Origin of the sequence: Streptomyces cylindrosporus, assembly GCF_022698165.1 — a bacterium.
GTDB classification, from domain to species: Bacteria; Actinomycetota; Actinomycetes; order Streptomycetales; family Streptomycetaceae; genus Streptomyces; species Streptomyces cylindrosporus.
The window spans coordinates 472,373-486,332 of the sequence record NZ_JALDAY010000001.1; the positions used below are offsets into that span (position 1 = coordinate 472,373).

Annotated in this window: 10 protein-coding genes; 5 read left to right on the plus strand and 5 right to left on the minus strand. The window is 72.8% G+C overall.

The genetic code is table 11. The features are described from left to right. Positions 1 to 22 precede the first annotated feature (22 nt). The 4 genes from MQP27_RS02010 to MQP27_RS02025 all read left to right on the plus strand — a co-directional run bounded on the left by MQP27_RS02010 (position 23) and on the right by MQP27_RS02025 (position 4,370). A complete protein-coding gene (locus tag MQP27_RS02010; protein ID WP_242760066.1) occupies positions 23 to 700 on the plus strand; it encodes a response regulator transcription factor in 678 nt (225 codons plus the stop codon). Next, entirely contained in the window at positions 690 to 1,937 is a 1,248-nt protein-coding gene (locus tag MQP27_RS02015; protein ID WP_242760069.1) for a sensor histidine kinase, read from the plus strand. The genes MQP27_RS02010 and MQP27_RS02015 overlap by 11 nt, the downstream gene beginning before the upstream one ends. A gap of 82 nt (positions 1,938 to 2,019) precedes the next feature. Further along, positions 2,020 to 3,321, plus strand: coding sequence for a hypothetical protein (locus MQP27_RS02020; protein WP_242760071.1), 1,302 nt, complete (start codon positions 2,020 to 2,022; stop codon positions 3,319 to 3,321). A 101-nt stretch (positions 3,322 to 3,422) separates the two neighbouring features. Continuing rightward, entirely contained in the window at positions 3,423 to 4,370 is a 948-nt protein-coding gene (locus tag MQP27_RS02025; protein ID WP_242760073.1) for an alpha/beta fold hydrolase, read from the plus strand. Here MQP27_RS02025 and fxsT read toward each other — a convergent pair. From fxsT to MQP27_RS02050, 5 genes are all read right to left on the minus strand, one after another. Next, positions 4,309 to 8,262, minus strand: a complete 3,954-nt coding sequence (gene fxsT, locus MQP27_RS02030) for an FxSxx-COOH system tetratricopeptide repeat protein (protein ID WP_242760082.1) — start codon at positions 8,260 to 8,262, stop codon at positions 4,309 to 4,311. The two genes, MQP27_RS02025 and fxsT, sit on opposite strands and share 62 nt — an antisense overlap. Continuing rightward, a complete protein-coding gene (locus MQP27_RS51335; protein ID WP_242760091.1) occupies positions 8,259 to 9,596 on the minus strand; it encodes a TIR-like protein FxsC in 1,338 nt (445 codons plus the stop codon). Before MQP27_RS51335 ends, fxsT begins: the two co-directional genes overlap by 4 nt. A 92-nt stretch (positions 9,597 to 9,688) precedes the next feature. After that, positions 9,689 to 10,396, minus strand: a complete 708-nt coding sequence (locus MQP27_RS02040) for an AAC(3) family N-acetyltransferase (protein ID WP_242761335.1) — start codon at positions 10,394 to 10,396, stop codon at positions 9,689 to 9,691. 55 nt (positions 10,397 to 10,451) lie between these two features. After that, positions 10,452 to 12,587, minus strand: a complete 2,136-nt coding sequence (gene fxsBH, locus MQP27_RS02045; protein ID WP_242760100.1) for a radical SAM/SPASM protein FxsBH, inactivated beta-hydroxylase extension form — start codon at positions 12,585 to 12,587, stop codon at positions 10,452 to 10,454. A gap of 98 nt (positions 12,588 to 12,685) precedes the next feature. Next, on the minus strand, positions 12,686 to 12,847 hold the full coding sequence (locus tag MQP27_RS02050) for a hypothetical protein (RefSeq protein WP_242760108.1): 162 nt from the start codon (positions 12,845 to 12,847) through the stop codon (positions 12,686 to 12,688). A gap of 194 nt (positions 12,848 to 13,041) precedes the next feature. Between MQP27_RS02050 and MQP27_RS02055 the strand changes: the two genes are divergently transcribed. Further along, the gene (locus MQP27_RS02055) at positions 13,042 to 13,950 is read left to right on the plus strand and encodes a DUF4231 domain-containing protein (RefSeq protein ID WP_242760110.1); all 909 of its coding nucleotides are present in this window, start codon (positions 13,042 to 13,044) and stop codon (positions 13,948 to 13,950) included. Positions 13,951 to 13,960 lie beyond the last annotated feature (10 nt).

A 13,960-nucleotide genomic window follows, 5' to 3' on the forward strand; every position in this document is an offset into this window, starting at 1 on the left:
CGGGCTGCCGTAGCGTGAGGACATGCGGGTGCTGGTCGTCGAGGACGAGGAGCGGTTCGCGGCCGGGCTGAAGGACGGGCTCGAGGCCGAGGGCTTCGCCGTCGACGTGGCGCCCGACGGGGTGGACGGGCTGTGGCTGGCCCGCGAGAACGCCTACGACGCGATCGTCCTCGACATCATGCTGCCCCGCCTCAACGGCTACCGGGTCTGCCGGGCGCTGCGGGCCGGCGGCGACTGGACGCCGATCCTCATGCTCACCGCCAAGGAGGGCGAGTGGGACGAGATCGAGGGCCTCGACACCGGCGCCGACGACTACCTCACCAAACCGGTCTCGTACGCCGTCCTGCTCGCCCGCCTGCGCGCCCTGCTCCGCCGCGAGGCGCGCGAACGCCCCGCCGTCCTCACCGTCGGCGACCTGTGCCTGGACCCCGCGGCCCGCACGGTCACCCGGGCCGGCCGGGCCGTCGAGGTCACCGCGCGCGAGCTGGCGGTCCTGGAGTTCCTGCTGCGCCGGGCCGGGGAGGCGGTGTCCAAGCGGACCATCCTCGACCACGTCTGGGGCGACGACTTCGAGGGCGATCCGAACATCGTCGAGGTGTACGTCCGCCGCCTGCGCAACAAGGTCGACCGGCCCTTCGGGCGCCGGTCGCTGCTGACGGTGCGGGGGCACGGGTACCGGCTGGTGCGGGATGACGGGTGAGAGCGGGAGAGCGGCCACCGCCGGTGAACGGCACCGGCGCAGGCTGCGGGCGGTCCGGGTGCGGGCCACGGTCATCGCCGTACTGGCGGTGGCGTCCGCGCTGGTCATCGGGGGTACGTTGCTGGTGCAGGGGCTGCGGGCCGAGCTCTCCGGTGATGTGCGGGACGCGGCACGGGGGCGGGCGCGGGAGGTGGCCCGGGTCATCGAGGCCGGGCGCGGGGTGCCCGCGCCGACCGTCACCGACCCGGACGAGGAGTTCCTCCAGGTCGTGGACGCGGCGGGGAGGGTCGTCGCCGCCAGCGGCAACGTCCGGGGGCAGCCCGCGCTCGCCCGCCTGGAACCCGGCCGCGACGCCTCCGTGAAGACCCCGCTCGACGAGGACCGCTTCCTCGTCGTCGCCGTCGGCGCCCGGGACGGCGACCGTGACCTGGTCGTCCTCGACGGCCGTACGCCCGCCGGAGTCGCCGAGGCCACCGGGACCGTCACCCGGCTGCTGCTCATCGGCTCGCCCGCGCTGCTGCTCCTCGCGGCCGGCGCGACCTGGGCCGCCGTGGGCCGTGCCCTGCGCCGGGTGGCCCGCGCCGAGGCCGCCCGGCGCCGCTTCGTCTCCGACGCCTCCCACGAACTGCGCTCACCCCTGGCCGCCGTCCGCCAGCACACCGAGGTCGCCCTCGCCCACCCCGCGCGCGCCGACGCCGGCACCCTGGCGGCGACGGTGCACGAGGAGGCCGTACGCATGCAACGCCTCGTCGACGACCTGCTGCTGCTCGCCCGCGCCGACGAGGGAGCGCCACCGGCCGCCCGCCGCCCGGTCGACCTCGACGACCTCGTCCTGGCGGAGGCCCGGCGGCTGCGCGCCTCGACCGGCCTGCGCATCGACACCACGGGAGTGGGCGCGGCCCGCGTGACGGGCGACGAGGACGCGCTACGGCGCCTGGTGCGCAACCTCGGCGAGAACGCGGCCCGTTACGCACGCGCGCGCGTGGCCTTCACGCTGACCGGCGCGGGGGAGAGCTTCGTACGCCTGGCGGTCGAGGACGACGGCCCGGGCATCCCGGCCGCCGACCGCCGCCGGGTCTTCGAACGCTTCGTACGCCTCGACGAGTCCCGCACGCGAGAGGCGGGCGGCGCGGGGCTGGGCCTCGCGATCGTGGCGGAGGTGGCGGCGGCGCACGGCGGGAAGGCGTCGGTGGAGGACGGCGCGCGGTTCGTGGTGACGCTGCCGTCGGGGGAGTGAGACGCGGCGGCACGCGCGGAACTGAACGCTCCGTCAGCTGTGTTCAGCCTCTGTTCAGCGGTACGGCGAGACGCTGACGGGCATGAGGAACAAGACCATCCGGCCCGTTCTCGCCGCCGCCGTCCTGCTGGCCGGCGCCTGCTCCGGGAACCAGGCGCACCGAGGCGACTGCGTGCACGCGGTCGACGAGACGACGGGCCGTACGGCGGCCTCCTGCCTGCCCCTCGCCCCCGACAGCGCCCGCGTCGACCTCGCGGCCCCCCGCTTCACCCACCCCACCCGCATCACCAACCCCCTCCACCCCACGGCCCGGGTCACCCAGACCGTCTACGGCGGCCAGGAGTCCGGCAAACCCTTCCGCACCGAGGTCACTCTCCTCCCCGGCACCAGGACCATCCCCTGGGGCGACCGCACCATCCACGCCCTGACCTCCCAGTACGTCGCTTTCTCGGCGGGCCGTGTCGAGGAGGTCGCCGACGACTGGTACGCCCAGGCCGACGACGGCTCCGTCTGGTACCTCGGCGAAAGCGTCTTCAATTACGACAACGGCGTCGTCGCCGACACCGAGGGCACCTGGCAGGCGGGCCGCGACGGCGCCCCCGGCGCGATGATCATGCCCGCGCACCCGCACAAGGGCGACGTCTACCGCACCGAGAACCTCCCCGGAGTCGTCTTCGAGCAGGTCACCGTGCGTGGCGTCGGGCAGACCGTCGACGGGCCGTACGGGAGGATCACGGACGCGATGACCGTCCACGAACTCCACCTGGACGGCACGACCGAGGACAAGGTCTTCGCCCCCGGCTACGGCGAGTTCTCCACCGGCTCACCGGCCGGCGACCTGGAGGCGGTCTCGCTGGCCGTCCCGACGGACGCGAAGCACGCACCGGTGCCGCCGGGGCTGACCGCCCTGACCGAGGCGGTCCGCACGGCCCACGCGACCCCGACACCGGCCAGGGTCCGCGCGGCCCGGGCCGCCTGGGACACCTACCGCGCCGCCGACGCCGTACCCCCGCTGCTGCGGCGGCAGATGACCCGCGACCTCAACACCTGGCAGAAGTCCCCGGCCGACCGGGCGGCGGCCCTGCGCACCGAGCAGAACACGACGGACCTGCGGCTGCGGTACGAGCCCGTCACCTCCGTCGACCTGGCCCGACTCGCCCTGTGGGCACGGCAGTTGGAGATCGACGCGAGGGCGGGCGACGCGGGGGCGGTGGCGGGTGACGTGACCTGTCTGGAGCTGATCGGGCGGCGGGGGGACACGCCCAAGTCGGCTGCTCTCGCCGCCGACTTGAGGAAGGCGCGGGAGGCGGCGGACCGGAAGGACACCGGGGCGGCCGGGAGTTCGGCGAAGGAGTTGCAGGCCGACATCGGATCCGGCCACTGATCCGCGCGGCCCCGGGCCGTCGTTTCGCCTCCGTGCGGCGCGGGCAGGTCTCGGGGAAGCGTGGTGCCGGTCCATGGGCTTCGGCAGGGGGGAGCGCGACGGTGCCTGACCATGTGCGGACGGCGGACGGGCGACGGTTACGGGTCGAGGTCTCGGGAGACCCGCGCGGCCGCCCCGTGTTCCTCCTGCACGGCATGCCCGGCAGCCGAGTCGGCCCCAGGCCCCGCTCGATGTTCCTCCACCTGCGCGGCACCCGGCTCATCAGCTACGACCGCCCCGGCTACGGCGGCTCCGACCGCAAGCCCGGCCGCAGCGTCGTCGACGTCGTCCAGGACGTGGCCCGCCTCGCCGACGCCCTGGGCCTGGACCGGTTCGCGGTGGCCGGCCGCTCCGGCGGCGCCCCGCACGCGCTGGCCGTCGCCGCCCGGCTGCCGGACCGGGTGACCCGGGCCGCCGCCCTGGTGGGCCTCGCCCCGCGGGACGCGGAGGGCCTCGACTGGTTCGCCGGCATGGCGCCCTCGAACGTCAACGAGTTCCGTACGGCGTCCACCGACCCGGAGCGGTTCGCGGCCCGGCTGATCCCGCGCTCGAACGCCATCCGCGAGGACCCCGCACGGCTGCTGCGGGAGCTGCGCGGCGACCTCACCGCCGACGACCGGCTGATCGTCAACGACAACACGGTCCGCTCGATGCTGCTGCGCAACTACCACGAGGCGCTGCGGACCTCGGCGTACGGCTGGATCGACGACGTGTTCGCGGTGACCGGGGCCTGGGGCTTCGACCCGGCGGAGATCCGGGTGCCGGTGCTGCTGTGGCACGGCAGCCAGGACGCGTTCTCGCCGGTCTCGCACGCCGTCTGGCTCGCCGACCGCATCCCCGGGGCCACCGCCGTGGTCGATCCGACGGCGGCCCACTTCGCGGCCCTGCGCGTGCTGCCCAACATCCTCAACTGGCTGCTGGCCGACGAGAGTTCCGCCAGCCGCGCGCTCACACCGCCAGCGGCTCCAGATCCCGGTAGATCCGCCGGTCCTGACGGGCGAGCCGGGTGATGCCGTTGTCCTCGCCCAGCAGCAGCCGCAACTCGGTGAGCGCCTCCTCGTGCAGCCGCCGCGACTCCTCCTCACGCCCCAACTCCCGCAGCGTGAGCGCCAGGTTGGCGGCCGCGGCCAGCGTCTCGGGGTGGTGCGGGCCGAGCGCCCGGCGCAGCGCGGCGACCGCCCGCTCCTCCAACTGGCCCGCCTGGTCGGGCCGGCCGAGGGAGACGAGCACGTTGGCGTAGTTCACCGTGGCGAACAGGGTGTGCGGATGCTGCTCGCCGAGCACCTCCGTCATCCGCGGCAGCACCTTGCGGAACACGTCCTCCGCCTCGTCGAGTTCACCGCAGCCCCAGTGGAAGATGCCGAGGTTGTTCAGCGCGGTCTGGGTGTACGGGTGCGCCTCGCCCGGCACCTGCATGTACTCGGCGAGCACCTCCAGGGCGGTGTCCCGGGCGGCCTGCCGGTCGTCCGCGGCGAACAGGTCGGCGGCCAGGTTGAGGTCGCAGGCCAGCGCGTCCGGCGGCGGCTTCGGGTACTGGTCCCTCGGATACTGCTCCCGGTACTGCTTGCGGGTCGCCGTGGTCAGCCTGCGGGCGTCCTCGAACTGCCCGTTGCGGCGCAGCGACACGGCCAGCGACTTGGCGCAGCGCAGCGTGCCGGGGAACTTCTTGCGCATGATCCGCTTGTGGGCCTCGTACGCCTGGGAGAGCTGGGAGACCGACTCCGCGTACCGGCCGACCTCCCTCAGGTCGCGGCCGAGCCGTTCCATCGAGGCCAGGGTGTAGGGGTGCTCGGGGCCGAGGATCTGGGTGCGCCGGTCGAGGGTGTCCTGGTCGATCTCGCGGGCCTCGCTGTAGCGGCCGACCATGCGCAGGGCGAGCGCCAGGTTGTTGGCGGCGCTGAGGGTGCGCGGATGCGACTCGTGGAACATCTGGCTGAAGCCCTCGTGCGCCTCGCTGGCGAGGTCCACCGCCTCCCGGTACTCGCCGAGCGCCGCGAGGTCCGCGGAGAGCTGGGACATGGTGACGTAGGTGTGCGGGTGCGCGGTGCTGAGCACCCTGCGCTGGCGCCGCAGCAGATCCCGGTCGACCTCGCTGGCCTCGACGTAACGCCCTTGGGAGCGCAGGACGTTGGCGAACTGGCTGCGCAGGTAGAGGTACTGCACGTCGTCCTCGCCGAGGATCGGCAGCCAGTGTGCGAGGAGGTCCTCGGCGCGGTTCTGGGCGCCGGGGAAGTCGCCGCGCTTCCACAGGTAGCGGACCCGGTCGATGAGCAGCCGGCGGGTCTCCGGCTCGGTGCAGTTGCGGGCGTCGGAGGCGGTCAGGTGCGGCCAGATGACGTCGAAGCGCGGCCAGGACTTCGGGTCGTCGATGGGTTCGTCGCCGTCGGGACGCAGCCCGGCGAGCACGGTGTGCACGAGGTGCCGGGTGCGCCGCTGCTCGGCCTCGGACAGCTGGGAGCGCATGACGGCCTGGACCAGCCGGTGCACCTGGATGCTGCCCTGGTCGACCTTGGCCAGCGCGAACCGGCCGATCTCCCGGATGATCATGCCGAGCAGCAGGCTCTCCTGCAGCGCCGGGTCCTCGGGTTTGAGGGCGTCGATCATCGCCCTGCTGTAGAGGAGGGTGTTGGAGATCGGCTCGGGGGCGAGGAAGGCGCACAGTTCGAGGAGGCGGGCCGCGGCGGGGGAACGTTCCCGCAGCCGGGCGATGGACACGTTCCAGGTCGCGGCGACCGTCATCGGGTAGTCGACGGGCTGGTTGAGGTCGAGGACGCTGGTGGTCTGCTCCTCCAGCTGCCGCAGGTACTCCTCGACCGGGGTGGCGGTCTCGGCCAGCCAGGCCGCCGCCTGCTCCACGGCCAGCGGCAGGTCGCCCAGGGCGTGCGCCACCTGGTCGGCCTCCTCGGGCGCCAGCCCCTTCGCGCGCCGGGTGAGGTGCTCGACGCTCTCCTCCCGCTGGAAGACGTCGATGGGCTGGGCCGTCTTCTGCCGGGTCGCCCAGGCCTGGTTGCGGGAGGTGATCAGGACATGCCCGCCGCCGCGCTTGGGCAGGTGGGGCAGGAGGTCGTCGGGGTCGTCGGCGTTGTCGAAGACCAGCAGCCAGCGCGAGGTCGGCTCGCCGCGCGAGAGCCTGCGCACGGCCTCCTGGCCGGCCTGCACCATGTCCTCCTCGTCGTCGTCCGTGGCGCCGATCCGGACGGCCAGCTCGGCCAGCGAGGCGATCACGGTGTCGGTGTGCTCTGCCGAGGTCCACCACACCAGGTCGTAGTCGGCCTGGAAGCGGTGCACGTACTCCAGCGCGACCTGGGTCTTGCCCACCCCGCCGAGCCCGAACAGCGCCTGCGGCCGCACCTCGGCCGCGCTGCCGTCGCCGAGCTGGTCCCGGATCTGGTTGAGGATCAGGTTGCGGCCGGTGAAGGTCGTGTTGCGCAGCGGCACGTTCGAGGTCTTGGGCCGGTTGCCGGGGAAGCGCGGCGACTTGGGGCGGGCGTCCGGCGGCAGCGCGGACAGCTCCAGCGCGCGCAGCAGGGCGTTCACGCACTGCTCCTCGTCCAGCCGGTGCAGGTCCACGGGGTTGTGGTCGAGATACGACTCCGGCAGCCGGACCTCCTCGACCCGCAGCGGCACCGTCGTACCGTGCCCGAGGCCCAGTCCGCTCTCGGTCAGGGTGCGCCAGACGGCGTCGGAGTACCGGGAGGTCAGGAAGGGGTTGGACAGCAGGATCGCGGTACGGGTGATGCCGTCGGGGCGCTCCGGCGGGCCGGTGGAGATGTCGTGCAGGGTGACCTGGCAGCCGGCGCGTTTGAGGAGCGACTCGATCCAGTCGGCCCAGATCCGGTTCTCCGCCGCGTGCACCACCACGACACTCGCCGCGCCGACCGTGGGCCGCCGCCTGAGGAACGCGTCGCGGCAGCGCAGCCGTTCGGGCTCCGGGATCGGCGGCAGGGAGGTGACCTCGCCGTCGGAGATGACCGCGGTCAGCCGCTCGAAGGAGGACAGCAGCGAGTTGGCGATGCCGCTCTCGTCGCCGACCGTGGCGAGGGTCTCCTCGTACGCGTAGTACGGGCGGTACGGGATCTCCACGCTGCCCCAGTAGTTGGCGACCTCCTCCGGGTCCAGCTCCCGTCCGTCGGGCGCCTTGGGCAGCCCGTCGAACCTGGCCCGGGCCAGCGCCCGGCCCGCGTCGACCTTCTCCTTCTCGCCCTCGTCGATGCGCATCGGCACCGGCAACACCCGGATCGGGCGCCCCCGGTAGCCCTCCTCGACGTTGCGGGCCACCGCCGCGGCGCCGTCCAGCGCCTGGTCGCTGAGCGTGAAGCAGTCGACCAGCACGTCCGGCATCTGCATGGTGCAGATGGCCGCGTTGTCCGACAGCCCGGTGCGGCTGTCGATCAGGACGTAGTCGTACGTCTCCTTCATGTTCGACCGCAGCGCGTCCAGGAAGATGCCGCCGCCGAGGCGCTCGTAGAAGTTGTCCCAGTCGAAGGAGGACACCGTGCCCGAGTAGGCGGGGTTCTGCAGGCCCGCGGAGAGGAAGTCGAGGCAGCCGCCGTCGGGGAAGGACAGGTCGAAGCGGTCGGGCCGGATCGACACCGCGTGCGGCTGCACGCGCGCGTACTCGAAGTGCCAGTCGTCGGGGCGGCCGGGATCGTCCGTGGTGGCCTCGCCCGAGTACTCCTGGATGATGTTGATGACCCCGAAGGTGGCCGCGAGCGCGTTCGGCTCCAGGAACGGGTGGAAGAAGCGGTGCAGGCCGGGCGCCTCCAGGTCCCAGTCGACGGCCAGGACGCGCTTGCCGTTGGCGGCCAGGATCCACGCCGTGTTGGCCAGGGCCATGGTCCGCCCGGTGCCGCCCTTGTACGAGTAGAAGGTGATGATGCGTCCGTCCTGTGCGGCCGTCATGCGTCTCCTCCGCGGTCGGTTCCGCCTTCCTGGTACGGCGGCTGGCTGGGGCCCACGAGACGGGGCCTGGGGACGGTCGGACCCGGCGGCGGATGGGCCGCGGCGTGCTTGAGGTACTTCCGGGTCGTGCTCGCCACGACGCCGGGGAGGACTTCGGTGAACGACTTCAGCGTGGGTACGCCGTTGACCGCGGACCGCGCGTCGGCGCGCCGCCCGCGGTCCAGCAGCAGCGGGAGGGTGCGCTCCAGCTCCTCGGTGAGCCGGCGCCCCTCGTCGCCGTGGCACTGGGCATCGGCCCGGTTCCAGGGGACGACGGCGCCCACCCAGGGGCGGGCACCGGAGTCGAACGCCTTGAGCCTGCGCCGCCGTTCCTCGTCGGTGAGCACCCAGCGGTCGACGAGCAGGATGCCCGGCCCGTTGGACCGCGGCTCCTGGCGCTCCTCGCCGGGCTCCTCGCCGGGCGGCGGCTCGTCGCCGGTGTCCTCGTCGTCGAGGGAGGCGACGGTGACGCGGTAGTCCAGCGAGCGGATCACGTCCCCGGCGATCGCGGCCAGCGCGCGCGGGGTCTCGTTGTGGTACGGGTTCCAGTCCCGGGCGTCCTCGCCGTACGGGCCGGGGTCCCGGTGCCCCGGGATGCTGTCCCGGGTCGGCGCGGCGACCGTGAGGCGGATCTGGCGTGGTCCTGCCCCGCGCGGCCGGAACGCGCTCGGCGTGCTCTCGTAGTCGCGTGGCCGGCCGGTCGGCAGCGCCGTCTCGTGGGCCACCCGCACGATCCGCTCGGCGAGCCGCAGCACGGTCTCCTCGTACTCGTCGCGCAGCCGGTTGAGCTTGATCAGCCCGTAGATCCCGTCGGTGGCGTAACGGTCGGGGAACGTCGACTCGTTGAGGTGGATGTGGCGCACCGAGTCGGGCAGCCGGGCGTAGTCGACGCGCGTCCACAGCGCGGGCACGATGGCGAGGGCCTCCGGCGCGCCGCCGTCCTTGGCCTGCCGGATCCGCTCGTTGAACGCGAACAGCTCCCGGCCGCACATCTCGCTGGTGAAGTACCGCGAGGAGAACAGCGGCACGAACACCCGGCAGTTGGCCAGGTTCTCGCTCAGCTTCTGCGGCCAGCCGTCCCCGGGCCGCATCTCCCGGTCCATGAAGCCGGGATGGGAGCCGGCGGGCAGGTCGGTGATGGCCATGATGTGGGTGCACAGGTCCCGGAACAGCACGTGCACCCAGTGGTCGGGGTCGCCGCCGCCGGGGCCCCAGGGCGGTGTGTGGGCGTAACTGAGAAAGAAGTAGGGCTGGTCGTCGGACGTGCTGCCCCACTCCCGTTCAGGTATGTCCACACGCCCCCCTGCCCGTAGACGAGCCCCGCCCCGAAGTCACCTGACCGGAACCAACAATGTGCCCGATCTCCACCCCGTCCCGTTCGTTTGTTTCACGCCATTCCAAGGCGATATCGGGCCATCTGGCCCACGGCGTCGTCGACGGCGGCACGCATACGGAAGAGAACGGCCGCCCGGCCTCCCCACTCCCGCTCCACCAGCAACCCCCGCGGCAGCCGCGCCCCGATCACCGCGAAGTCACCGTCATCCAGCGCCAGATCCTCGTACGACACCCAGCCGCCCGGCTCGTCGACCACGCACCGGTAGGTGCGCCGGGGCAGCGGCGGAGGCAGCCGGTACTCGGCGAGATGGAAGGCACTGCACACCTCGAACCCCACGCGTAGCAACAGGACTTGGGCGTCCTCGGCGTACAGCCGGGCGAGCGGCGAGAGCTCGCCGAGGTGGCAGTGCGGATGGTGATCAGCCGTCAACTCCTTGGCCAGCGGCCCGAGTCCGGCGAACGAGGTCTGCGGATGGGCGCTGCGCACGGCGCCGGGAGCGGTCCGTACGGCCTCGGCGAGCGCGCCCATCGTCGGGCAGGGTGTGAACTCCGGATCGAAGGGCGGCATCGCGGCCCGGAAGGCACGCACCTCCTGCTCGCTCATCCCTGCCGTGAGGGCCTTGTGCGCCCGCGAGGTGTCGGAGTTCTCCGGGGTGAACGCGGGCACCACCAGCGTCCCCTCGGGCCCGAGCACATCCAGCAGGACGCCCAGGACGCGCCGCGGATGCGCGCCACTCCCGCCGAGGGAGGCGTGCACCATGAGGACACCGCCGGGCCGGACGCCCATCGCGCGCAGCAGCCTCCCGAGCTCGTCCTCAACCACGGCCCTGCGCCCACTCGTTCCACATCTGCGCCGCCAACACGGCGCCGGTCGCGGTGAGTTCGTGCTCCGGGCGCAGGGTGAGCGCGGTGAGGGCACGGGCGGCGGCCTCGTGGTCGCCGGCGCCGAGGAGTTCGCCGACGCGGTCCAGGAACAGCCCGGCCGCGCTGCCCGGCGCGTTCAGGTCGGCGGTCTGCCGCAGCGCCGTGAGCCGGGCGCGGCGCGCGAGCCCCGGCAGCGCGAGCACCAGCTCCTCGGGCTCCACGTCGACGGCCACCCCGAGCGCGCCCAGACCGTGGTCGGCACCCGGCCGCACCCCCGCGCCCGCCACCAGCGGGGTGATCGTGGTGACCGTGCCCGCGTACGGCCCGTCGCGCCAGGCGGGAAAGCGTTCCTCCAGCAGTTCGGCGGTGCGCAGCAGACGCTTGCGGAACAGGGCGAGGTCGGCGGGCTCCAACGGTGGGGTGGCCTCCGCCGGGAAGCACTCCCGGTACGGGTCCGCGTCGTCGACGAGCAGTTCGGGCCCGCCCTCGACGGCCACGGTCGCCAGCGGCCGCCACTCGGCGGGCCGGGCCGACGGCAGCGACACCCGCCCGGTGCCGTCCCACACCCGGAAGCCGTCGGCCCCGACCTCGACCTCGACCCGCCCCGGCTTCGACAGCGACAGCGTCCCCAGCGTCGGCAGGTACAGCCGCCGCCCCGGCTGCTCCCATGCCAGGCTCACCTCCGCTCCGGCGTGGACCGCCGCGGCCGCGGCCACCGAGAGGAACCGCGGGGTGTCGACGGGGCCGCGCAACGAGCTCAGCAGCGAGGTCCGCAGATACGGATGGGTGAGCAGCGCGTTCAGCCGGCTCTGCGCGGCCGGCTCGGCGTCCAGCCGCCCAAGGAGCCGCCACGCCAGGTCTGCCGCCGGATCCCCGGCCAGTTCCGCGTGCACCCGGGCGAGCAGCAGCCGGTCCAGCTCCACCTGGGCGAACCGCAACTGGACGGGACCGCACACCGCGGCCGACAGCGAGTGGTCGGTGACCCGCTCGGCGACGCCCTCGACCAGCGCACGCAGATCGCGACAGAACACCGAGGGATTGTCGAAGCCCCGCTCGGGGCTGTACCGGTGCGCGTACAGACCACCGCCGCACGACTCCAGCACCGGACAGCTCCGGCAGGTCTCGCTCACCCCCAGCACGCCCGACTGCCGGGCCCGTACGCCCGGATGCTCGGCGAACTCCGCGAAACCGTGGTCGCGGACGTGGTAACCGGTGGCCGGCGCCCCGGCGAAGGCCGTCTTCAGCGAGTCCGCCTGCTCGAAGCTGCCGTCGGTCTCGACGACCGCGAGATCGCTCGGCGCCAGCCCCATCGCCTCGGTCAGGCTGGGGCCGCCACGGAGCGTGCTGAGTACCGAGTCGAAGGTCCGCACCGGGACCCGCCGCCCCTGCCGCTCCCAGCGGTCGAAGACGGCCAGCAGCCAGTCGGCGTACGGCGTCGGCGAGGAGGAGGGCCCGGACGGCGGTGGGTGCTCCCAGGTGGAATGTGGCAGCAGATAGTCGATCCGGGGCGGATCGAGGGCCGTGAGGGCGTCGTGCACCGCGACCGGGTCATTGGCCACGTCCACCGTGCAGAGCAGGCCGCTCCACAGGTGGCGGTTCTCGGGTCTGCGCAGTAACCCGATCGCCCGCAGCACCCGCTCGTGACTGCTGCGGCCCCGACGGTCGAGGCGATGCCGGTCGTTCGCGGCCTGGTCGCCGTCCAGGGAGATGCTCACCTTGACGCCGAATTCCCTGAAGACCTCCAGATGAGCCGCGTTCAGCGTCACGCCGTTGGTGTGAATGCGCAGGTCAAGGGTGGTGACCGGGGAAAGTGTCCGGGTCAGTTCGGCGCAGATGCGGCGCAGCTGCGCGGGGCCCACCAGAAGCGGCTCTCCGCCGTGCAGAATCACGGAAACGGAATCCAGGCCTCTGCTGTGCGCATAGTCGGCGAGCCGCCGGGCGACCAGTTCGACGGTTTCCTCCGAAATGCGCACGGGGCGCGCACGCCAGCTCTGGTCCGCGTGCTCGTACACATAGCAGTGGTCGCAGGCGAGATCGCATCTGCTGTGAATTTTGAGGACCACTTGCTGGATGGAGGAATCCGTCACTTACCACACTCTAGGGCCTCCGGCCAGGCCGATGGGCCGTCAACTCCCTTGTCGATCAAGGGGTTGACGGCCCATCAGGGGTGGTGTGCGTGGATTTGTCAGATCGCGGAGTCGAAGGTGATCGGCCGGGTGGGGCGCTTCCCGGGAATGTCGGTCACGCGTGCGGTCGAACGCGTGGCGGCGATTCCGGACGGGTCGATGGCCCAGAGGGGCACATGCTGCCCGTGTGCCGACTGGGGGGTGACGCTACGACGTTTCATCGGCGTCACGGAGAGGTTCACGGTCAGCTGCCCCACTTCTCGTTCGAGACTTTCTCCTGCGCGCGGAGCGTAACGGTTGCGCGGACGAATGTCACTTCGCACTTCGGGCTTTCCTGTCACTGTCGAGACGCCACTATCGACTCGAACTATTGACTTCTTTTCGAATATCGTCCGCTACCTGGGTGAGGTGTGCAATGCGGGGGACTCCCGGGCCCAGTACCACCCTGAACGAAGCCGATCTGCCGCCGCTGTACCGGACGAGCGACCGGCGTGCCATGGCGAGCCAGACGGAGTCCTTCCGTGTGGTGCGTACGCAGCTGACCGTGCTGCTCGCCGCCACCGGCGCGGCGACCCTCGCCGAGCGCCTGCACAGCCGCGTGGCCTCCGCCTTCGCCGCCGCGCTCTACGGTCTCGCGATCGCCCTCGGCCTCCACACCTCCCGCCGCCGCGCCCGCGCCCACTGGCAGGCCCACCGCGCCGCCGCCGAGCTGCTGAAGTCGCTGGCCTGGCAGTACATGGTGCACGGCGGCCCGTTCCGCACCGGCGTACGGGACCCCGACGCGCTCTTCGCGGAACGCCTGGAGGAGCGGCTGCGGGAGTTGCGGAAAGTCGGCTGGGAGGACTCCCGGGGCGGCTCCGCGACCCGCGGCGCCGGACAGATAACCCCCGCCATGCGCCGCGTCCGGGCCAAGCCCTTCGAGGCGCGACGCGACATCTATCTGCGCGACCGCGTCCTGGAGCAGTTCATCTGGTACCGCAACAGGGCGGCCCAGGCGCACCGCGCGTCGGCGAACTGGTCGGCGGTCACCGCCGCCCTCACCCTCTTCGCCCTCGTCGCCGCGGTGTTACGCGCGGCCGGTGTGATCGGCTGGGATCTCACCGGCCTGCTCAGCGCGGCCGCGGCGGCCGGTGTGGCGTGGCAGGAGGTACGCCGGCACCGGCCGCTGACGTACGCGCACTCCCTCGTGGAACAGGACCTGGACACCCTGCGGATCGCGATGAGCACGACGGTCACGGAGGAGGGCTGGGCCGAGGCGGTGGCGGAGGCGGAGCGGCTGGTGTCACCGCAGCACACGGACTGGCTTGCCAGGTTCGGCAGTTGACGAGCCGTCA

What these genes read in the sequence shown, in the direction of transcription:
- MQP27_RS02055 (WP_242760110.1), top strand. Translation starts at nt 13,042, where the DNA reads ATGCGGGGGACTCCCGGGCCCAGTACCACCCTGAACGAAGCCGATCTG.
- MQP27_RS02040 (WP_242761335.1), bottom strand. Translation starts at nt 10,396, where the DNA reads ATGGTGCACGCCTCCCTCGGCGGGAGTGGCGCGCATCCGCGGCGCGTC.
- MQP27_RS02050 (WP_242760108.1), bottom strand. Translation starts at nt 12,847, where the DNA reads ATGAAACGTCGTAGCGTCACCCCCCAGTCGGCACACGGGCAGCATGTG.
- MQP27_RS02015 (WP_242760069.1), top strand. Translation starts at nt 690, where the DNA reads ATGACGGGTGAGAGCGGGAGAGCGGCCACCGCCGGTGAACGGCACCGG.
- fxsT (WP_242760082.1), bottom strand. Translation starts at nt 8,262, where the DNA reads ATGACGGCCGCACAGGACGGACGCATCATCACCTTCTACTCGTACAAG.
- MQP27_RS02020 (WP_242760071.1), top strand. Translation starts at nt 2,020, where the DNA reads ATGAGGAACAAGACCATCCGGCCCGTTCTCGCCGCCGCCGTCCTGCTG.
- MQP27_RS02010 (WP_242760066.1), top strand. Translation starts at nt 23, where the DNA reads ATGCGGGTGCTGGTCGTCGAGGACGAGGAGCGGTTCGCGGCCGGGCTG.